The sequence below is a fragment of the Sphingobacterium sp. 40-24 genome (assembly GCF_001899705.1).
GTDB classification, from domain to species: domain Bacteria; phylum Bacteroidota; class Bacteroidia; order Sphingobacteriales; family Sphingobacteriaceae; genus Sphingobacterium; species Sphingobacterium multivorum.
This window is the reverse complement of the sequence record NZ_MKWH01000060.1, coordinates 172,491-194,265: the sequence shown is the minus strand read 5'-3', so window position 1 is coordinate 194,265 and position 21,775 is coordinate 172,491. Positions and strand designations below refer to the sequence as shown.

The 21,775-nt window shown below is 39.4% G+C and carries 20 protein-coding genes; 3 read left to right on the top strand and 17 right to left on the bottom strand.

Annotated elements, in window-relative coordinates; translation table 11 throughout:
• Positions 1 to 98 precede the first annotated feature (98 nt).
• Together BGP15_RS22455 and mtgA are read left to right on the top strand one after the other, a co-directional pair.
• A complete protein-coding gene (locus BGP15_RS22455) occupies positions 99 to 1,622 on the top strand; it encodes a TlpA family protein disulfide reductase (RefSeq protein ID WP_286770791.1) in 1,524 nt (507 codons plus the stop codon).
• A 53-nt stretch (positions 1,623 to 1,675) separates the two neighbouring features.
• The gene (gene mtgA, locus BGP15_RS22450) at positions 1,676 to 2,440 is read left to right on the top strand and encodes a monofunctional biosynthetic peptidoglycan transglycosylase (RefSeq protein WP_286752313.1); all 765 of its coding nucleotides are present in this window, start codon (positions 1,676 to 1,678) and stop codon (positions 2,438 to 2,440) included.
• Between the two features lie 112 nt (positions 2,441 to 2,552).
• Here mtgA and BGP15_RS22445 read toward each other — a convergent pair whose 3' ends face one another.
• From BGP15_RS22445 to BGP15_RS22370, 16 genes are all read right to left on the bottom strand, one after another.
• Entirely contained in the window at positions 2,553 to 3,008 is a 456-nt protein-coding gene (locus BGP15_RS22445) for an ABC transporter ATPase (protein WP_286770790.1), read from the bottom strand.
• Between the two features lie 194 nt (positions 3,009 to 3,202).
• Positions 3,203 to 3,748 carry a DUF420 domain-containing protein gene (locus BGP15_RS22440; RefSeq protein WP_286770789.1) on the bottom strand — a complete coding sequence of 182 codons (546 nt, stop codon included), beginning with the start codon at positions 3,746 to 3,748 and terminating at the stop codon, positions 3,203 to 3,205.
• A gap of 7 nt (positions 3,749 to 3,755) precedes the next feature.
• Positions 3,756 to 4,484 (bottom strand): SCO family protein, encoded by a 729-nt coding sequence (locus tag BGP15_RS22435; protein ID WP_286752310.1) that lies wholly within the window; start codon positions 4,482 to 4,484, stop codon positions 3,756 to 3,758.
• A gap of 9 nt (positions 4,485 to 4,493) precedes the next feature.
• The gene (locus BGP15_RS22430) at positions 4,494 to 4,871 is read right to left on the bottom strand and encodes a cytochrome C oxidase subunit IV family protein (RefSeq protein WP_286770788.1); all 378 of its coding nucleotides are present in this window, start codon (positions 4,869 to 4,871) and stop codon (positions 4,494 to 4,496) included.
• A gap of 27 nt (positions 4,872 to 4,898) precedes the next feature.
• The gene (locus BGP15_RS22425) at positions 4,899 to 5,633 is read right to left on the bottom strand and encodes a cytochrome c oxidase subunit 3 (protein WP_046674128.1); all 735 of its coding nucleotides are present in this window, start codon (positions 5,631 to 5,633) and stop codon (positions 4,899 to 4,901) included.
• Between the two features lie 9 nt (positions 5,634 to 5,642).
• Positions 5,643 to 6,224 (bottom strand): cytochrome c oxidase subunit 3, encoded by a 582-nt coding sequence (locus BGP15_RS22420; protein ID WP_112373818.1) that lies wholly within the window; start codon positions 6,222 to 6,224, stop codon positions 5,643 to 5,645.
• Entirely contained in the window at positions 6,224 to 7,129 is a 906-nt protein-coding gene (cyoE, locus tag BGP15_RS22415; RefSeq protein WP_112373819.1) for a heme o synthase, read from the bottom strand. The genes BGP15_RS22420 and cyoE overlap by 1 nt, the downstream gene beginning before the upstream one ends.
• A gap of 73 nt (positions 7,130 to 7,202) precedes the next feature.
• Positions 7,203 to 8,246 carry a COX15/CtaA family protein gene (locus tag BGP15_RS22410; protein WP_115047216.1) on the bottom strand — a complete coding sequence of 348 codons (1,044 nt, stop codon included), beginning with the start codon at positions 8,244 to 8,246 and terminating at the stop codon, positions 7,203 to 7,205.
• A gap of 78 nt (positions 8,247 to 8,324) precedes the next feature.
• Entirely contained in the window at positions 8,325 to 10,196 is a 1,872-nt protein-coding gene (locus BGP15_RS22405) for a cytochrome c oxidase subunit I (protein WP_172462307.1), read from the bottom strand.
• A 28-nt stretch (positions 10,197 to 10,224) separates the two neighbouring features.
• Positions 10,225 to 11,562, bottom strand: coding sequence for a cytochrome c oxidase subunit II (locus tag BGP15_RS22400; protein ID WP_075991042.1), 1,338 nt, complete (start codon positions 11,560 to 11,562; stop codon positions 10,225 to 10,227).
• A 43-nt stretch (positions 11,563 to 11,605) separates the two neighbouring features.
• A complete protein-coding gene (locus BGP15_RS22395; RefSeq protein WP_112373821.1) occupies positions 11,606 to 12,841 on the bottom strand; it encodes a quinol:cytochrome C oxidoreductase in 1,236 nt (411 codons plus the stop codon).
• Positions 12,842 to 12,860: 19 nt separating this feature from the next.
• Complete coding sequence (locus BGP15_RS22390) at positions 12,861 to 13,499, bottom strand: c-type cytochrome (RefSeq protein WP_286833372.1); 639 nt, start codon at positions 13,497 to 13,499, stop codon at positions 12,861 to 12,863.
• Positions 13,483 to 14,019, bottom strand: a complete 537-nt coding sequence (locus tag BGP15_RS22385) for a DUF3341 domain-containing protein (RefSeq protein WP_286770787.1) — start codon at positions 14,017 to 14,019, stop codon at positions 13,483 to 13,485. Before BGP15_RS22385 ends, BGP15_RS22390 begins: the two co-directional genes overlap by 17 nt.
• Positions 14,020 to 14,025: 6 nt before the next feature.
• A complete protein-coding gene (gene nrfD, locus BGP15_RS22380; RefSeq protein WP_046674137.1) occupies positions 14,026 to 15,510 on the bottom strand; it encodes an NrfD/PsrC family molybdoenzyme membrane anchor subunit in 1,485 nt (494 codons plus the stop codon).
• A 29-nt stretch (positions 15,511 to 15,539) separates the two neighbouring features.
• Entirely contained in the window at positions 15,540 to 18,554 is a 3,015-nt protein-coding gene (locus tag BGP15_RS22375) for a TAT-variant-translocated molybdopterin oxidoreductase (protein WP_115047212.1), read from the bottom strand.
• Between the two features lie 37 nt (positions 18,555 to 18,591).
• The gene (locus BGP15_RS22370; RefSeq protein ID WP_070563536.1) at positions 18,592 to 19,854 is read right to left on the bottom strand and encodes a cytochrome c3 family protein; all 1,263 of its coding nucleotides are present in this window, start codon (positions 19,852 to 19,854) and stop codon (positions 18,592 to 18,594) included.
• 491 nt (positions 19,855 to 20,345) lie between these two features.
• On the opposite strand from BGP15_RS22370, the gene BGP15_RS22365 reads away from it, so the two are divergent.
• The gene (locus BGP15_RS22365; RefSeq protein WP_046674140.1) at positions 20,346 to 20,726 is read left to right on the top strand and encodes a methionine-R-sulfoxide reductase; all 381 of its coding nucleotides are present in this window, start codon (positions 20,346 to 20,348) and stop codon (positions 20,724 to 20,726) included.
• On the opposite strand, the gene BGP15_RS22360 is transcribed toward BGP15_RS22365, so the two are convergent.
• Positions 20,716 to 21,726: a LacI family DNA-binding transcriptional regulator gene (locus tag BGP15_RS22360; protein WP_112373823.1), complete on the bottom strand. Its 1,011-nt coding sequence runs from the start codon at positions 21,724 to 21,726 to the stop codon at positions 20,716 to 20,718. The two genes, BGP15_RS22365 and BGP15_RS22360, sit on opposite strands and share 11 nt — an antisense overlap.
• Positions 21,727 to 21,775 lie beyond the last annotated feature (49 nt).

Genomic DNA, 21,775 nt, shown 5'->3' with positions numbered 1-21,775 from the left:
CGCTTTGGCAAATTACAATATCGAACAAATTTTAACACTAATTAAGAATCTTTGATCTGTCAAATTAATATATTTGATTTCCATATAAACTATTTATTATGAAAGTCTTTTTCGCCACATTATTGCTTTCGCTAATGCTCCTCAACATTGCTTACGCACAAATGAAATCAGATCCCATTTCGTTAACCGATGAATCATATGATAAGTCTGGCAAAACACAGCTTGCTAAAGTGACAGGCCGTGTGCTAAACGCAAGTCCAGAGGAACTCTCAAATCTCAAAATTCAATACACCTTTGTTAACCTAATCGGACCTAGTCAAAGCAGCAATGAGATAAAGGCAAATGCCGATGGTACCTTTGAATTTACCCAAATACATATACTACCTTACCAACAGATATGGTTTAGCTTAGGTGTCTATGCTTATACCTGTCTTTACCTTCAAGATGGATTGGAAATCACCTTGGATCTAAGCAAGCTCAAGAAAAAAGAGATTTATATGATCGGTGATGGTATTTCGTTTGCAGGAAAAGATGCCGAAGTAAATCGGCAAATGAACGAATATATTTTATTTGACAAGAAGCATAATCCCGATTTTTACAAGCCACTCCGCCAGCTCAATCCAAGCGACCCTAATTTTCAATATAAATTAGATTCCCTATTTAAGATTCAGCGGAATACAGATCAGGCTTTCTATCATACATACGGCACAACATGTAAAACGCTGATTGACGCCGCCACTGATGCCCAGTATACGTACAGACAATTGGATTACTACCTAACAAATAAAATTAAAGTAGCTAATGATAGTATACTAGTTTCTATTTATTCGATATCTAATCATGTCAGCGATTATTTTAGATTTTTGCATTATTACGTGAAATATGTCCTTTACCCGGTCAATGAAACTCTTGGAGACTACGTGAAAGTAGCAGACTATGCCAATCAAACCTTCCCTAAAAATTACGCCGATATTATCAACCTCAGATTTGAAGACGACGATATTGCAGCGCAAAATAAGATTTATAAGACAATACTGAACAAATTAAACAGCAAATGGGCGAAAGAGAATATTAGAATAGAAATAGATGGGCTAAATGTTAAACAAACAAAATTGGAAAAGCTACTGGCGTCAGCAAAGTCAGCACCAAAACAGACCTCACTAGGAAAAATTATCAAAGAATTTTCATTTGATGCCGAGCTCCTCTCAAACCAAAGCAAAGACGGATCCGAACTTCTTAAAACCATCAAAGCAAAATACCCTAATAAACTTATCGTATTAGATATATGGGCTACCTGGTGTGCGCCTTGTATTGGTCAGATGCCTTACAGCAAAAAACTACATCATGAGGCTAAGGGAGCAAAATCACCAATAGAATTCGTGTATCTATGTACTGATCAAGGATCAAATCAAGAGAAATGGATCAATAAGGTAGCCGAACTTGAACAACCTGGCACACATATTTTTGTCGAAAATAATGTAATTAGCGAGCTATTGTCTTTATTTAACGGTGCCGGTTTTCCAACTTATGCTGTGATTAAACCCAATGGTGAAATTGATACCAAGGCAATATCCTGGATGAAAGACGTGACATTAGAAAAATTAGAAGAAATGACAAAATAGTATGTGGAATCTTTGCTTTATGATGCTTATGTTTGCACAAATTTTGTAATGATATGGCCATCAAAAGATCTGGTAAACAAAATACGTCCAGCAAACAACAAAATACCTTCAAAAAAAAATCCTTCAACCCATTGAAGTCCATAAAATCTCCGATCCTGCGCATTGTGACACGGGTAGTCCTCTATTTTATTGGTATTTCACTCTTTTGGGTCATTAGCTTAAGGTTCGTCAATCCTCCCATCACCTGGTTGATGATTCAGCGCGGATTTGAACTGAAAGAACAGGGAAAGGGATTTAAACTGGAAAAAAACTGGTTGGATTACGATGAACTTTCGGACAACTTAAAATTAGCAGCCATCGCAGGAGAAGATGCCCATTTTATGACACACTGGGGATTCGACATGCAAGGAATTCAGAATGCCATCAAAAAAAATGCACAAGGAAAAAAATTACGTGGTGGAAGTACAATCAGTCAGCAGGTCGCCAAAAATGTCTTTCTATGGCCAGGGCGCTCCTGGTTAAGAAAAGGTTTCGAGACCTACTTTACCATTCTTATAGAAACATTCTGGAGCAAGAAACGCATCCTCGAAGTTTATCTCAACGTGATTGAAATGGGACAGGGTGTTTATGGTGCCGATGCGGCAGCGTCGTATTATTTTAGTAAAACAGGCAGCAATCTTTCCAAAAAACAAGCCGCATTGATTATAGCTATATTGCCTAACCCAAGAGAATGGGATGCCCGTAACCCTTCGGCTTATGTCAACAGACGCGCAAACGCGATTGCAAAATACATGCACCATTATACTATTCCCGAATAAGCGAAGCTATCGCCATCCGGCGGATCAATCAGAAAGAGAAGCAATACAGATCTATAGATCAAAAAGAAAGGCCATAATTACATATGGCCTTTCTTTTATACTTGTTTACAACTTATTTAAAAAGTCGTTTATGCCAGCTTTGATGGAAGGGCACTGCCCAAGCACTCTCCATTTGATGTTCATGGGTAATGGTATTATCAAATACTAAGGTATTATCATTGATGGTACCGTCTGCCAGTAGTTTCTCAAATCCGTCACGGTTAACCACGCCTATTCCTTGATCCCCTTTATATGCAAATTGCATGCGATCAAATAGTTGAATACCATACTTCGATTCAACTCCTTTTAAAAATCGAACCGAACTATCAATAGAACAACCTGATGCAGCCGCCACTTCCTCGTCCACCTTAAGGATAATAAAAAGATTATCCCGCAATTCTGCGGATGCAGAAAGTGGTTTTCCATGTACTTTCCACTGTTCGGCAAAAGCTTTCAGGTCAGTAACAATCTCCTGTCCCTCTGTCGCCGTTAACAGGCGATCTGCCTGATAAATCCAGATACGCTTCATATGCGAATGATTTTTACAGATCCATCTAGCCGATATGAATCAACTGATTAATCCGATACTGTTTATACTCCCGGATACATGGAATATAGTCTCCATCGCATCCGATTTCATTTAATTATTAAACCAGATTAAACAACTCGAATCCGGCGTGCCATTGTATTTCATCACAATACCTTGACCCTCAACTCTTACCACTAACCAATATAATACGGAGAGATCATCAAATAAACGATCACCCCAGTAACAGCTACATAAAGCCACATGGGATAAGTAATACGGGCAAGCTTTTTATGACGTTCATAAGAACCCGATATGCCTCTAACAAATGTAAAGAGTACAAAAGGGATGATGATAATGGAAAGCAAAATATGCGTGATCAGGATAAAGAAATAGATCGGTCTCAAAATTCCCTCACCGCCATATTTTGTTTCGATTGAAGTCATGTGATAAGCAACATACATCGCCAGAAAAGCTAAAGAACAAGCAATGCACAATTTTATTAAACGTTCGTGCAATGACTTATTCCCTTTCTTTATCGCTGCTACCGCCCAAAACAGCAATACAGCGGTGATCCCATTGATAGCTGCGTAGATCGGGGGCAAAAATGTTAGTGGCTTCACATCATAACCCAGCTTTTGTAAATTCACCGTAAAGAGGATAGCAACCACTATCGGTATAACGATAGATAACAACCAAATCCATTTACTGTACTTTTTCTCTTTATTCAGACTCTCTTCCATGATATAACTATCTTTTTTGTTCTATTGTTGCTGGATGGTTTCGGATTTCCTCGACCAATAATAATTTAATTTCATCTTCCAGGCGGTCGACATCTGTCTTTACGTTGATGTCATATATCCCTCTTATACGTCCTTTTGTATCGAGTAAAAGATAATTAGAGCCAATAATGAATGGTTTATTGCCATCATTGTTGACAAGCGCGTCCTGCAATAGACTTTCTTTAGCAAATTTAAAGATATCAACAGAAGGATCTGTCACAAAAAACCAAGATTTGGTCCAGGGTTTGTAAACTTTCGCGTATTTCGCTAATACATCAGGTGTATCATAGGCTGTATCAACCGTGATAGAATACAACTTAACTTTCTGATTCTGAATAAACCGATTAGCAATTTGATCTAATCGCTTAATCATTGTCCTTGATAAGGAAGCGTCCCTAGAATACATCAGGTGGACTACAGAGAGTGTTGTATCATTGTCCAACAAATGCACTTTCTTACCATCGTAATTCACAAAATCAACAGGCGTCACCGTATGGTAGATGGTATCGGGAATATCACGTCCCCATTTTCGATGTGTTGTTCCCGGCACTTCCTTTTTCCCAAAAATTGGTAAGGAGGTGTAGCTATTCGAACCGCTTTTATTTAGTATAAAATATAAAAATCCCGGCAGTAAAAGAATTACTGCCAGGATCAATATAGTTTTAATACCTTTCTTTTGTCCAGTATTATTATCCATTCACCTTATCTATTTATTTGGAAACAATTGATGTTCTTGAAAAGCAGATGCCAAGTGCCCTCCTTCAACAAGCATCAAAACAATAAAATAAATAATAAAAATAAAGACAATTGCAACGGTAACAATGAAGCTCGACTTCTCGAATTTCAAGTGCATAAAGAATGCAACGATATAATAAGCTTTAACCAAAGTAAGCACGATATAAATAGTATTTACTAACGCTCCTTTAGTTAGAATTTGCCAATGGTGCACAAAGCCCAATGCAATTAAGAACTCCAGACAAGTAAGCGCTAAAAGCACTCCAAATACTCTCCAGATGGCTTTTTTATCCATCCCACCTTCGTGAGCATGCTCTCCATGAGCGATATTATCTTGATATTGTGACATAGCTATCTAAAATTATTTATTGCGTAATTAGATTAAGTAGAAGAATGTAAATACAAATACCCATACTAAATCCACAAAGTGCCAATATAAACCTACTTTTTCGATCATTAAGTAAGAACCACGGTTTTCAAATGTATTATTTAAAGTCATGCATAGGATGATGATATTTAAAATAATACCCACAGTAACGTGGAATCCGTGAAAACCAGTAATTGTAAAGAACAGGTTAGCAAATTGCAACGCTGAAGTATAAGAAATATCATGCGTAAAGTACGGCATCAATGCTGTTTTAATGGCATCACCTTCCAAACCTGTTGCAGGGTTTTTACCAAACCAGAAACCCATGTGGTGTAAGTGAGTCCACTCGATAGCCTGACAACCAACGAAACAGATACCGCCTAAAATAGTCCAAAGCATCCATTTAACAACTTCATTCTTTTGATTACGGTGACCAGCTTCCACAGCCAAAACCATAGTTACTGAAGACATAATCAAAATAAAGGTCATTAAACCGACAAATACCAACGGTTGACCATGCTCTGCAATTCCAGGGATTGATTGGAAGATCTTATCAGGATCTGGCCAAGTTGGATGGGAAAAGCGTTGTGCGCCATAATAAACCAAAAATGCAGAAAATGTGAAGGCATCCCCTACCAAGAAAAACCACATCATGATTTTTCCATACTCTAAGTTCCAAGGTGATTTTCCACCATTCCATGGACCAGTTTTTACCTTATCCAATTGCGATACTGTTGTACTCATTGTTTACTATTATTGATTCAAAAGTAAGAAAACATATATATAAATCCATAAAAGATCGAGAAAATGCCAAAAAATACTGGCAAGATCCATGCGGAAAAGATTGCCGTCCTTAGGAAGTTTGTTACTTCCTATAATCGCGCCAATCAAAACGATCAAACCCGCAATAATATGCGCCAAGTGCATCCAGATAAAAACGTAAATAAACGATTGTGATGCATTGTTATTCACAAAATAAACACCCCTATCGATCAATACATTCCAAGCATGAACTTGCAAGGCAAAAAATACAACTCCCAAAATAAAAGTTGCTATCAAAAACAACCGCTGTTTGGAAGACTCCCCATTTTTAGCCGCTCTATGTGCTAAAAACATCGTCAGACTACTCACCACAATCACCAAGGTACTATATAAAAGTGCATTTGGCAAAAGAGTCTTAATCCCTTTGTCCACGCCGCTCGCTGTATATACAATGAAACCACTGGATAACGCTGCAAACATCATAAACATACCCAACATACCCAACCACAGGTTGAACTTTTGGGCTTTTCTCTGTACTAACTTCTCGTCAGTTTGTGCTTGTATATCTAACATTATTTCAACGGAATAAAGTTAAGCAATAATACGAGTTGTGTCACAGGCAAATAGATAAATGAGGTAAACATTACTTTCTTCGCCGAAGGAATATCACAATTCTTAAACAGCAAATAACCGTAATAACCAAACATTATTCCACCGACCACAGATACAATCGTAAACCAAATCCCACCAAAGCCAAAATGATACGGTATAAAACCTGCAGGTATCATAAACAAACCTGAAATGAATACCATAAAAGCCGATATCTTATCACGTTTTGTCGTCGGCAATAAGCGAAAACCCGCTAATTTATAGTCGTCGTCCACAACCCAGGCAATTGCCCAGAAATGCGGAAACTGCCATAAAAACTGAATAGCAAACAACACAAAGGGAATAATAATAATTGCCGCTTCGTTATGTCCACTATAGTAGGCTAGATCATCTTGCGAAAAAGCTGCATAATAACCAATTAATGGCGGAAATGCACCCGGAAACGCTCCGACAAACACTGCTATTGGTGATTTTCTTTTTAATGGCGTATAGATAAATGCATAAAGAAGAATACAAAAAACCGACAGCAGACCAGCGACAAAATTCAATCGAACAAGCACCAAGGTTCCTAAGATGCCCATAAAGACACTCAATACCAAAGCTTGTCCTGTGGTCATCCGGCCTGATGGCAACGGTCTGTCTTCCGTACGTTTCATCAGTTTATCCAAATCCTTTTCAATGATCTCATTGAATCCGTTTGCGGAGCCTGTAACCAGAAACCCACCGACAGTCAACAATAACCAGTTAAACCAGAATATATCACCCTGTTGTTTTGATCCTATCAGAAAAGCAATTGACGCCGAAAATACGACCGTCAATGTAAGTCTCAACTTAACAAGCTTTTTGAAATCTGAAATAAATTCTTTCATAACTAAAAGAGACCTCCTACTATCAGTGTAATTAAACACGAACTTTTAAACATAAACATCCCGAATTCCAAGATTAGTGCCTTTGCTTATTTAACAATAACATCAGGTAGAACTGTGCACCAAATAAGAGCGTAGCCACCACCAAATGCGTCGTCTGTGCAAATGCAGGTATTGCAAATCGAGCTAAGATAATTCCTGATAGCATTTGGATACCCACGAGAATCAATGCGATTAAAGCAAATTTATATTGCTTAGAAACCGTATTAAAACTTGTGCGGACCAAAAAGAATAATACAATAACTAAAATCAAAGAACAATATGCCAACCAGCGATGTAATTCAAACTGTTGGCCAATAGTTGTTATAAAATCAGTACGAGCTACCGATGAACCGGTTAATAAATCAACCTCTTCCCGAACCCCCGTTCCGACTATTACTTGTGTTAGCATTAGCAAAATAGATACTATAGCAAGTCCTTTTAATATACTCGAAGAACGATTGACCAATAAGGTCTTATTTCGTAAAGTAACTGCTTTGAAATAAGTATAAATACTAATACAAACAATTACAAGTGCTAAGAGCATATGTACTGTAATAATCCAGGGCATCAAATTTGTCGATACAACAATCGATCCTAACCAAGCCTGAAGTACAACAACAAAAAGATTAATCACTGACCAAACAACGATCGAACTTTTCGACTTCAAATAGGTGAAAGAATAAATAGCCGTAAACAACAAACAAAATCCAGAAACAACGCCCACCAACCGATTGATATATTCCGTCCAAGTCTTTGCAACATTAAATTCTTCATGCTGTAAAATACTTTTATCGGTACGGAGCTTATAGGCCATCTCTTTATCGCCGAAAAATTCTACTATCCGTGCGAAACGTTCGTTCTTTTTTGCTCTTCCTTCACTATAATGTTGTTCATATCCTTGAGGTAACTGAGAAATATCAGTAGGAGGAATAATGCGGTTAAAACATCTTGGCCAATCTGGGCATCCCATTCCTGACCCTGTACTCCGAACAACCCCTCCAGCAATAATGACCAAAAACAATACGATGATCGTTATAAAATTGGTCTTTACAAATCGCTTTTCAGCTGCTGGAAACATAATACTACCCCTACCTCTTAAAATATAAACTTATATAAAGTAGCGTCGATTTTCCCGACGCTACTTTATAAGATTTTATTAGTCTTTTCTACCATTTTGAGCATTCCATTCTGCTTGGATACGCTCTGCTTCCTCATCTCCTTCAAAATCGTGAGGCAAGTTAGAGCTCATCGTTTCAGAGAAAGGAACACTTTGAGGAATAAAATCCTCACCATGACCTGGCTTACTGTAATCGTAAGGCCAACGGTGTACAGTCGGGATCTCTCCTGGCCAGTTACCGTGGATATGCTCTACCGGAGTAGTCCATTCCAATGTGTTTGACTGCCAAGGGTTTTGTGGTGCTTTTTTACCGAAGAAAATCGAAGTAAAGAAGTTCCACAAGAAAGCTACCTGACCTAAAGCCGCAATGATCGCAGCCCAAGTCACCAATTTGTTTACAGAAACCCATTTCGCCATGAAAGCAAATTCTGTAAATGCATAGTAACGGCGAGGTACACCATCAATACCCATAAAGTGCATTGGGAAGAATACCATGTAAGCACCAATAAAAGTCAACCAGAAGTGTAAATAACCTAATTTCGTGTTCATCATACGACCGAACATCTTAGGATACCAGTGGTAAACACCACAAAGCATACCGAAGATTGACGCTGATCCCATAACCAAGTGGAAGTGGGCAACAACAAAATACGTATCGTGTAAGTTGATATCTAAAGCCGCATTACCTAAGAACAATCCTGTCAAACCACCAGAGATAAAGAATGATACCAAACCGATAGCAAACATCATCGCCGGAGTGAAACGGATATTACCTTTCCACAACGTAGCCAGATAGTTAAACGCTTTTACAGCCGAAGGAACCGCGATAATCAATGTAGTAATCATAAATACACCACCCAAGAATGGGTTCATACCCGTTACAAACATGTGGTGGCCCCATACGATAAACGATAATACGGTGATACCGATCAACGAGTAAACCATCGCATGGTAACCAAAGATTGGTTTACGTGAGTTGGTTGCAATAACCTCAGAAGTTAAACCTAAAGCAGGCATAACAACGATATATACCTCAGGGTGACCTAAGAACCAGAACAAGTGTTGGAACAAAATTGGTGAACCACCTTCGTTCGGTAATATTTGTCCTTGAACAACAAGATCCGACAAATAGAATGACGTACCAGCTGCACGGTCAAAAATCAGAAGAACAACCGCAGAAACCAATACTGGGAATGACAACATACCGACGATAGCCGTTAAGAAGAACGCCCAGATTGTCAAAGGCATTTTCCATAAGTCCATTCCTTTTGTACGCATGTTCAAAATTGTACTTACATAGTTAATACCGCCGATCAACTGTGAAGCTACAAATAGAACCATACTCACCAACCACAAAGTCATACCAGTTGCAGATCCTGCGATTGCAGTAGGAACAGCCGATAGTGGTGGGTAGATTGTCCAACCAGCAGAAGCAGGTCCACTTTCTACGAAGAACGATGCAACCATAATAACTGATGCTACAAAAAACAACCAGTAAGATAACATGTTCATAAAAGGAGATGCCATATCGCGTGCTCCGATTTGATATGGAATCAATAAGTTACTAAAAGTACCTGATAGACCAGCCGTTAACACGAAGAATACCATAACGGTACCGTGAATGGTCACCAAGGAAAGGAAAAACTCCGGTTTTATACGACCGCCTTCAGCCCATTTACCCAAGAATACTTCTAATATAGGGAACTCTTTATCCGGCCATGCTAATTGGATACGGAATAATACTGATAAAAGCATCGCAAAAACTGCCATGATGATACCAGTGATCAAGAATTGCTTAGCAATCATCTTGTGGTCACCCGAAAAGATATACTTTCTGATGAACGACTCCTCGTGATGATGGCCGTGCGAATCGTGATGTTCAGCGCTATGCGATATTACTGTACTTGACATATTCGATTTTATATTCAAAAATTCTTAATTAGTTCAAAGATGCTGTAACTTGTACGCTATCCTTTTTCACGTTAGCTGTTTTACCGCTGAACTCTTTTTGCAAATCCTCAGTAAAATACTTATTTTGTTTAGCTAACCACTCTTTATATTTCTCTTCAGTTACGACAACCACTTTCTTTTGCATGTTGTAGTGACCAGATCCACAGATCTTATTACACAACATCACGAAGTCATAGTTATAGTCTCCCAAACGATCACGCATCTCTTCTGTGGTTACAGTAGGTGTGAATTGGAAGTAGTTAGTCATTCCCGGTACCGCATTGATCTGAACACGGAAATCAGGAATGTAGAAAGAGTGAATAATATCTTTTGAAACGATATGGAAACGTACAGGTTTGTTTACAGGCAACCAGATCTCAGATCCTTGAATATCATCCCAAGAATTTTTATCATTAAAGTCAATACCGTACGGGTTCGTTGGCGTAGTCATTTTATAATTACGTTTACCAATAATCCCGTCCGAGCCAGCATAACGAACATTCCATTGGAATTGCTCTCCAAGTACTTCAACCTGTAAAGCTGATTTTTGAAGATCCTCAGGAATATTTGTGATTGATCTCCATGTAAAGAAACCGAACAATACCAATACTGTCAAAACAACAGCAGGAACGATTGTCCACAACTTCTCGATTGCATTATTATGAGGATAATAATAAGCCTGACGTTTTGCACGCATGCGGTACAAGAATGTAAATGTCATCAACAAGATGTGTGTGATAACCAATACAAACGTTGTAATTGCTGTCGTAATGATAAACATCGTATCAATACGCTCACCGTGCTCAGTTACTGCCGATCTCCAATAAGCGGCTCCCCAGTGTACATACGACCAATATACACCGTAAAGGAATACAACCAAGAAAATGAATAACAATGCCGATTGAAATGTGTTATTCGCAAACGGATTGTATTTACCGTTCATCTTTCTTGTCAATTCATAGATCGAAAGTACTTTACCGATAACGGCAACAACTGTACATATAACCAAGAATAACAAGACATAATATGTGAAGTTTTTATAAACCTGAGGGTCTATTTGCTTCACTTCTTCAACAGCAGGAGCAGCAGCGCTAGCTTCTGTAGAAGAACTAGCAGATGCAACAGCAGCAGTACCTGCTGCCGCTGTTGTATCTTTTGCAACCGAATCCGTTGCTGCAGGGGCAGCTACTGCTGTAGTCGCCGCTTTAGCAGAATCAGATGCTACTGTATCTTGTTGACTTGCTAGGATAGGAGTCGCAAAAAGCAATCCTAGTGCAAGCACAAAACCCGAGATGGATTTGAATCTATTATTTAATTTAAAGCTCATTTCTTTTATAACGTTTTTACGTAACCTTCCTTTAAAAGTGAAACTATATCTGGTGATGCAAACTCTCATCCAAGAAAGGATGATTTTTAGGCACCAATGCTTGTTTACTCAATTTACTCATCACTAAGAAGATGAACAAACCTAAGAAACCAAGTGCAGTTCCGATTTCAATGATACCAAATCCTCTATGTTCAGCAACAGTACCAGGCATGATCATGATATAATAATCTAGCCAGTGACCAGCCAATAATAGAATCGCTACGAATAACATCACGTTTTGTTTACGTTTAGCATCGCGATCCACTAATAGTAACAATGGTGCCACAAAGTTAATGATAATACTCAACCAAAACCAAGGTTTGTATTCAGGTTCCCAACGTTTGTAGAAATAAACTGTTTCCTCTGGGATGTTTGAATACCAAATCAACATGAATTGTGCAAACCAAACATAAGTCCAGAAGATAGAGAAACCGAACATCAATTTACCCAAATCGTGTAAATGATTTTCGTTTACCCAGTTCATATAACCAGCTTTCTTCAATACAACAACAATGATCGTGATACATGAAATACCACTTACCCACATTGCTGCAAAGTTATACCAACCGAACATTGTCGAAAACCAGTGTGCCTCTAAAGACATTACTGTATCGAAAGACCAGATTGGTGTAGTAAAACCAAAGATAACCAAGAAGATTGCTGACAATTTGAATGACTTTTTATAAGAAGTCAATCCGCCTTCCAAATCCTCTTTATAAGAAAGTTTCGCAAAAATAACAGCAAAAATGCTATATGTACCCAAAAATACCACCTGACGGATCAAGAAGAATGGAACATTTAAATAAGCAGATTTACCTGCGATAATAGGGTCAAAATTTGTACTATGCGGATCAGTAATACCATCTGCATTCCAGTGGTGATATAAGTTATGTGTGGTTAAACCTAAACCTACGATAACTAATAAGACTAATGATGCAATTGGTAAAACACTCGCCATAGCTTGAGGTATACGTACCAAACCTGCAGACCATGCAGATTGTGTTACATATTGCAAGGCAACAAAGAATGTTCCAGCTGCGCATACACATGTAAAGTAATAACCCATCAATAACAAGTTGGCATAAGTACGCTCTACAGTAACGTGATCGCCCGAAAGCAACCCGAAAGCTACAGCAGCTACGCCTAGTACAACAGCGACAATACTGAACATTTTAGCTTTGCCAGCAAACTCGTATCGCTCGTTGAAATTATAATCGTGATGATGACTGTGAGTTCCCATTTATATATCTGATGTTAGATTATTTCTTTTGTAATTCGTGAACATACATAACAACTTTCCATCTCTCCTCTGGAGACAATTGAGATGCATGTGATCCCATCGAGTTGTGTCCGTAATAAATTGTATGGTAAATTTTACCATCAGTCAAGTCAGCCATCAAACCACCCCGTGAAGAGCTCGCCGCATCTGTTCTATGATAAGATGGTGGCGGAGGAAAGTTCTCTAATTGACGAGTACCTCTTGAATCAGTCACGCTACGATCTTTTGTGATAGGACCATCACCTTTACCTTCTACTCCATGACATATAGAGCAATAAGTTGTGAACAAAGCTTTACCTTTTTCAAGATTTTCGGCATTTACGACCAAAGGACTTTTTACTTCTCTTCCTGCACGTTCATAATCCTCTAATGTATTGGCGTATTCAAAACGAGTGAAACCAATTGGATCTGTACCTTTAGGAGGTGTTTGTGCTGTTTTTCCATCAGCAAAATTCGCATTAGGTTGATCCGGATTGAAAGCAAGCGGATCGTACATGTTACGAGAAAACTCTAAACCTGTACTACGAGTTGTTTTGTCACCACAAGAAGAAACAAGTGCTGTCAATGCCACAGCTGCGCATAGCGTTCCAAGTAAATTCTTCTTATTCATAGCTAACATATTTTCTATCATTGTACTTAACTTCAACAGCACCAGCTTCTTTCAATAAGCTATCGATCAAAGCGTGATCTGTATTTTCATTGGCATCTACTGCAAGGATGAAACGATCATCTGTTGCTCTCAAGTCCATTACACGAGGTGTACGTCCCGGAAATAAGTGGTTACGGAAGAAAAACGTGGCAACCATACCCAAGGCACACAATAAGATCGTAACCTCAAATGTAACTGGAACAAAGTTTGGCATACCAAAAGATGGTTTACCACCGATATTCATCGGCCAATCATATGCCATTGTATAATACAACAAACTAAAACCCAATGTCGTTCCTAATGCTCCAAAGCAAAATGCTGCGATAGGCAAGCGAGAAGGTTTCACACCCAGCTTTGCTTCGATGCCGTGAATAGGCATCGGAGTAAAGCAGTCGTAAATACTTATTTTGTTTGCTTGCAATTTGTCGATCCCATGCATCATTTCATCGGGATCCGCAAAACTACCTAATATATATTTTGTATTGCTCATTGCTGATTATTTTCTAACTGATAATTCTTTAATCTCTTCTTCTGTCACTGAATCATATTTCTCTAATGACTCTTGGAAGTACTTCACTTGTTCCTCAGGGAATGCGCCTTCTTGAGCCAATTTAGTTTTATGTTGTAATGAAGATGATTTCAACAACAATTTCACTTCGGCGATAGCGATACCTGGTAAGAAACGTAAGAACAACAAGAATAATGTAAAGAATAATCCGATTGAACCTACAAAGATACCTACGTCTGTCCAAGTTGGGTAGAACATTGCCCAAGATGAAGGCAAGTAATCACGGTGCAATGAAGTCACGATAATTACAAAACGCTCAAACCACATACCGATGTTTACAACAATCGATAAGATCCAGGAGATTGGAATACTTGTACGGATTTTTTTGAACCAGAATAACTGTGGAGAAATTACGTTACAAGTCATCATTGACCAGTAAGCCCAAGCGTATGGACCCAACATACGGTTCTCGAAAGCATACATTTCGTATTCTGAACGAGAGTACATGGCGATAAACAACTCTGTCAAATAAGCCACACCTACGATTGAACCCGTTGTCATGATAATGATATTCATGGACTCAATGTGGAACATCGTGATGTAGTTCTCAAAGTTCATTACTTTACGTAAGATCAACAATAAAGTCTGTACCATCGCGAAACCCGAGAAGATCGCACCAGCCACGAAATACGGCGGGAAGATCGTTGTATGCCATCCAGGGATAACCGAAGTTGCAAAGTCCATGGATACGATCGTGTGTACAGAAAGTACCAGCGGAGTAGAAATACCGGCCAAGATCAATGACACGATTTCAAAACGTTGCCAAGTCTTAACAGAACCATTCCATCCGAATGATAATACAGAATAGATTTTTTGCTTTAATCCAGTAGCACGGTCACGAATTGTCGCGATATCCGGCAACAAACCACAGTACCAGAATACCAAAGATACTGTAAAGTAAGTCGAGATCGCAAACGCATCCCACACCAAAGGAGAGTTGAAGTTTACCCAAAGTGATCCAAATTGATTTGGAAGTGGGAAAATCCAATAAGCCAACCAAGGACGCCCCATGTGAGCTACAACGTATGTCGCCGCACAGATTACCGCAAAGATCGTCATCGCCTCTGCAGAACGGTTGATTGAATTACGCCAGTTCTGGCGGAAGATTAATAATACAGCTGAAATCAACGTACCCGCGTGACCGATACCTACCCACCATACGAAGTCGGTGATATCCCAAGCCCAGCCTACAGTTTTATTCAGACCCCAAGCGCCGATACCTGTCCAAAAGGTATAACTAACGCTAACTACCCATAATAAAGCACCTAATACAGCAACGGTAAAACCAATCCACCATGCTTTATTCGGTTTATTTTCAACCGGTAGTAAGATATCATCCGTAATTTTTGCATACGTAATGTCCTTACCGGTCATTAATGGTTCTCTTAATATTGATTCGTTATGCGATGACATAGTATTTTTATTTCAAATATTGTACAAGATTACGCCTCAAAAGTGTTTCTAACTTTTGTCATATAACCGATACCCGGTTGAACATTGATTTCCTCAAGTACGTAATAAACACGCTCGTTGCGTAATGCTTTTGATACTTCTGATTCTGGATCATTTGCATCTCCAAAGATGATCGCATTTGCCGAACATGCTTGTTGACAAGCCATTTGGATATCGCCATCTTTAACTTTGCGATTTTGAATCTTAGCTTGCAATTTACCTGCTTGAATACGTTGGATACACATTGAACATTTCTCCATTACCCCACGTGAACGAGTAACAACATCTGGATTCAATACCAATTGTGTGAACTCATTGTTCAAGTAGTTGTCAAAACGTGAATCATTCCAGTATGCAAACCAGTTGAAACGACGAACTTTGAACGGACAGTTATTCGCACAGTAACGTGTACCAAAACAACGGTTATATGCCATGTGGTTCAAACCTTCTGAAGAGTGTACTGTTGCCAATACTGGACAAACCGTTTCACAAGGTGCGTGACCACAGTGTTGACACAACATCGGTTGGTGAACAACAGTGATATCTTCGAAATCTAAATCAGCCGAAGCTCTCGCAATTTCTTTCTCTTTTGTAAGATCTTGATCTTTTCCTTCGATTGTATAGTAACGGTCAATACGTAACCAGTGCATTTCACGACGACGACGAACCTCATCACGACCTACAACAGGAATATTATTTTCAACGTTACAAGCAACGATACAAGCACCACAACCCGTACATGCGTTCAAGTCGATTGCCATCACCCATTTGTGACCAGGTTGCTCATATTTGTTCCACAAATCGTATGTTTTGTGATTATCTGTAAAGCGTCCTGCCTCAGAGTTAGGATCTTTCAGATATTTCGCAAATGTCGTCTCACGGATCACGTTACGACCTTCGATCGTGTGGTGTGTTTGTGTTTGTGCCAATTGGTAAGTTCCAGACGCTTTCGCTACAGTTGCTTTAGCAACACCTTGTACTGTACCATTGATGATAGAAGCAAAAGGGAACGCGTTTTTACCAACTTCATTACCTGCTTTACCAACTTTTGTACGGCCGTAACCTACAGCAATTGAAACTGTTCCTTGTGCTTGACCAGGTTGTTGTACAACTGGCAATTCCAATTCAACACCATTTGCTTTTACAGTCACTTTACCGTCTTCACCCAATCCTAATTTCTCAGCATCTTTCGGGTTAAGAGCAGCGTAATTATCCCAAGTTACTTTAGAAACAGGGTCAGGCAATTCTTGTAAATAAGCGTTGTTCGCGTAACGACCGTCACGAAGACCAGCAGGCTCATAAAGTTTCAATTCAAACTCACCTGTAATCGCTTTGCTTGATGCCTCAATTGCTGAAGCTGCTGCTGCAGCATTTCCTGTAAATGCAGGAGCTGTTGCCGCTTTAGCACCTTTATATTCAAAACCAGTTTGCAATACAGCATCCCAGTTTTTCGTAGAACCTGCTAAGATTTGTGTAGACCACAAGTTCTTAACGAAGTTGTACATATCGGTATCATTTCCTGCCCAAGTCAACAAGCTTTGTTCAACTTGACGTGTTTTGAAAACAGGATTAATTGTTGGTTGAACGATCGAGAACAAACCTTCTTTTGGATTCGCATCACCCCAAGACTCCAAGAATGTACTTGCTGGAGCGATCGCTGTCAATTCAGAAGCTGTTTCATCCGCACGTTGCGAAAACGATAAGGTGAAAGGAACTTGTTTCAACGCTGCTTTTACATCTTCTGCTTTGAAGTAATCATACACCGGGTTGCTATTCAAGAAGAACGCAACACCAACTTGACCTGATTTCGCAGCTGCTAAGAAAGCTTGGAACGAAGAATCTGAACCTTGGTATTGTTTAGAATAGTTATCCAAATCGATGATTGTACCGTACGCGCCTAATGCAACGTTAATTGCATTGACCAATACCTGTACATTGACATCGTTAGAACCAGCAACAACAACTGCTGCGCCTTTGCTGTTCACCAATTCTTTCGCTGCTAGAGCGACACCTTTTTGTGCTTTTTTGTTTGCAGTGGCACCAGCCAAAGACTGACCAGTGATTGCATTATATAAAGCAACCAATGTAGCTCCTTCTTCCGAAGGTTTGATGGCGATACGAGCATCCGCATTTGTACCAGTCATCGAAAGACCAGACTCAAATTGCACGTGACGTGACATTTTTCCGTTTTTCAACGATTTATAATCACGGTTTTTAGCGTATTGTTGTGTATGCTCCTCACCTGCTAACCAAGTTCCTAAGAAATCAGCTGCAACGGAAACAATCACATTTGCCTTTTCAAAATTGTATGAAGGGACAACAGCTTTCCCAAATGAAGCTTTATTCGCCTCAATAATACCGCTGTAAGATACAGCATCGTATTGTACATGGTTAACTGTTGGGAATTTCGTTGCGAAAGCAGCGATAGCCGCCAACGTTGAAGGACTGTTTACGGTGTTAGAAACGATCGTAATTTGTTTACCAGAAGATGCTGCTGCATTCAAAGCTTTAACAACTTCCCCATCCAATTTAGACCACTCTACATCTTGACCTTTCAATTGTGCCTGTTTCAATTTGGACTCATCGTATAAATCCAATACAGAAGCAGCAGTCGTTGAATCCAAACCTTGGTTCAAACCAATTGCATTCGGGTTAGGCTCAACATTGATCGGACGACCTTCGCGCGTTTTAACCAAGATACTTTGACCGTTGAACGTCGAAGCATAATAGTTAGGGATACCTGGAGTTACCTCTTCAGGTTTAATCAAATAAGGAACTGCCTTATGCACAGGAGTACGGTTACAAGCCGCTAAAGAAACAGCACCCAAACCAAATCCTAATGCTTTCAAGAAGTCACGGCGAGGAGTTTTAGTACTCAAGCCAGCTTCGTTTAATACATCTTCTACAGGAATAGATTCGGCAAACTCACCCTTGCTTCCTTCAACGAAAGCAGGAGTTTGATTTAACTCTTCCAAACCTTTCCAATATTTTTTATTGCTATCCATTTAAGCTGTATATAAGATTGCGTATTTCAAATAATTATTAATAGTGACACTTACCACACTCAAGACCACCGATCATGGCTGCAGTCATTTTCTCACCTTTCTTAATTCTTTCGTGTGCTTTGATCAAATCTTCATAGTATTTGTTATCCGATTTGATATCTGTCTTTTTGTGACAATCAACACACCATTTCATCGTCAATGGAGAGTATTGGTATACTTCTTCCATATTTTGGATTGGACCGTGACAAGTTTGACACTCAACACCAGCTACCACAACGTGTTGTGAGTGGTTGAAGTAAGCAAAGTCAGGTAAGTTGTGGATACGAACCCATTGAATTGGCTTCGGATTGTTACCGTAAGTACGCGTATCAGGATTCCAATCCAATGCACGATAGATTTTAGCAATTTCCGGAGAAATCTCACCATCATAATGCTCTGATGCAGTGATTGTATTGTGACAGTTCATACATACGTTGGCCGATGGAATAGACGCATTTTTAGATTTAAATGCTCCACCGTGACAGTATTGACACTCAATTTTGTTAACACCAGCGTGGATTTGGTGCGAGAACTTAATTGGTTGAACCGGCTGATAGCCTTGGTGAACACCAACGTTCCACATGGTCTTCCAACCACCTACAGCTAATAATGCAACTAACATCAAGACTGTAAAGCCAACCAACTTTTTGTTTTTAACGAATGCTTTCGCAAACTTCACAAAACGTTGGCTATCTTCTGGCTCTTGTTGCGCAGCAATAGCTTCTTGGTTTTTAGCAATTACATTTTCTAAGGTACGGATCACACGATTCAACACCACGATAACCACTACAGCCAAAACAACAACTGCGATCAAGCCCAAAATCATGAACATAGACGCGTTATCATCTTTAGCGCCAGCACCACCAGCAGCAGCCTCTTTCGGTTTCTCCTTAGAAGCATCGGTGATATACGCTAATACCGACTTGATCTGATCGTCAGATAAATCAGTAAAAGAAGTCATCACAAGCTTGTTGTTCTCTTCGAAGATTTTAACTGCATCAGCATCACCAGACGCAATTAAAGCCTGAGAGTTCTTGATCCACTTGATTAACCAAGCTTCGTCTTTCGTCTCTGGAATCCCCTTTAAAGCAGGACCAACCACTTTTCTGTCAATGGCGTGACAGGATGTACACTTAGATTTGAAGATTTTTTCACCTTCCTTGACATCTTGCGCATGCAACGTCGTAACGGCAAATAATAGCATCAAACTCGTTGACACCACCCTCGCAAGGCTTCCCAAAACGGATGAGATAGTTCTCATATTTAGCACTTTATACTATTTATTTGTGAATGTAAAAAATTAACTCCCATGGTTAAAGGAGCCACTCCCCCCCTAACAATGCCACAAAAGTATGATTTATTAACAAATCGCTGACAATTTTGTGACCTTTAATATCAATTTATAATCATTCTAAACAAATGCGTTTAAACAAGGATAAAAACAGCATTAAGCTATTAAAGTAGTTCCATCGCTACAACTTTTCATTTGGATAGCCATTCAAATATAAGACAATTCCATGACAATTTAAAATACCCAAAATTGACGATCACGAGGAACACAAAAAGTTTTTTTTCGTCTTTATTTCCGTAACTTTATCAAGATGAATGGAGACCGGGCCAGGATCAATTCCCAGACTGAAAATGAAAGAATCTGGATGATACTACTTTTATAGAGATGCTCTTTTATATAAAGGAATAGATTGATCCCAGTCGACCGCTCCTGTCAAAATCAACGACTAACATACGACAGACATGGAAACAAACAAAAAATACAACCCGCTAAGTAAAGAAGAGGAATACATTATTATACACAAGGGAACTGAGCGGCCTTTTACGGGTGAACTTTTAGACAATAAGCTCAAAGGAACGTATATCTGCCGCCGTTGTGACAGCCCGCTATACCGTTCGGAGTCGAAATTTGAATCTGGCTGTGGCTGGCCAAGTTTTGATGATGAGATTCCTGGAGCAATTACAAGGATCACCGATGCCGATGGTCGCCGCACTGAAATCCTTTGTAGCACATGTGGCGCGCATTTAGGCCATGTATTCCTCGGAGAAGGCTTTACGACAAAAAACACGCGTCACTGCGTTAATTCTATTTCAATGAAATTTGTAGCCGATACTACGAAGTAACTTTCACTTTAGTCGACTCACGAACTTTCAGTTCACAAGGCAACACCATTCTACGTGTTGCTTTTATTTTACCCTGAAGACGAAGCAACAAAATATTAATCAGGTTCTCAGCAATGTCCTTGATCGGCTGCGAAACAACTGTGATAGCAGGTTCTACCAACTTAAAAACTGTATGGTCGTCAAAAGCAATGACTGCTGGCATCGTAAAGTTGAACTTTTTAGCGGCCTTCAAGCCCGAAATCGCCAAATAGTTAGTGGAGAACAAAACAGCATCCAGCCTGTTTTCACAGATGAACTCCCGCAAAGATTCCATCGCCTCCTCATCCGAAGCATCCATTTGGATCTTCTGGATAAAACTTTGCTGCTTATTATTATCCATAGCTTTCATATAGCCATCTGAACGCTCTTTCATTTGAGTTTGATCCGAGTAGAGCGATACAAATCCGATACGTCTATAACCTTGTTGACACAAATGGTTACTTGCATCAAAGGCCCCCTGAAAATTGTCGGCCCCAACATAGTCTGTTTCAAGCCCCGGAAAATATCGGTCGAAGAGCACAACCGGGATATTATTCTGCTGTAACTGCTTTACGGTATCTTCCAAACCATCGGAAGGTGTAATAATAAAACCATCCACCTGCCGATCGTAAAACATCTGGATCAACTCCTTCGCTTTTTCTACATCATTGTTGGTACTACAATAAATAATACGATAGCCCTGCTCATAGACCTTACTTTCGATCAGGCGTGCTATATTCCCAAAAAAAGGATTGGAAATATCTTCGATAATCAAACCTAGAATCTTCGTCTTCCCTGTGCGGAGACTTTTTGCCAATTCATTGGGCTTATAGCCGACCTTTTTGACATAGTCCAAAACCCGCTTAGTCAAAGCCTCACTAATACGCTTTTCTTTTGCCTTATCATTTAAAATAAAGGACACAGTAGTTACAGAAATCCCCAAGGCCTTTGCGATATCACTGATCAGAATACGTTTCTTCATGTAGTAGTAGTAGGTTTGTTAAGTTTTTTATTACGAAGATTACTAAAGT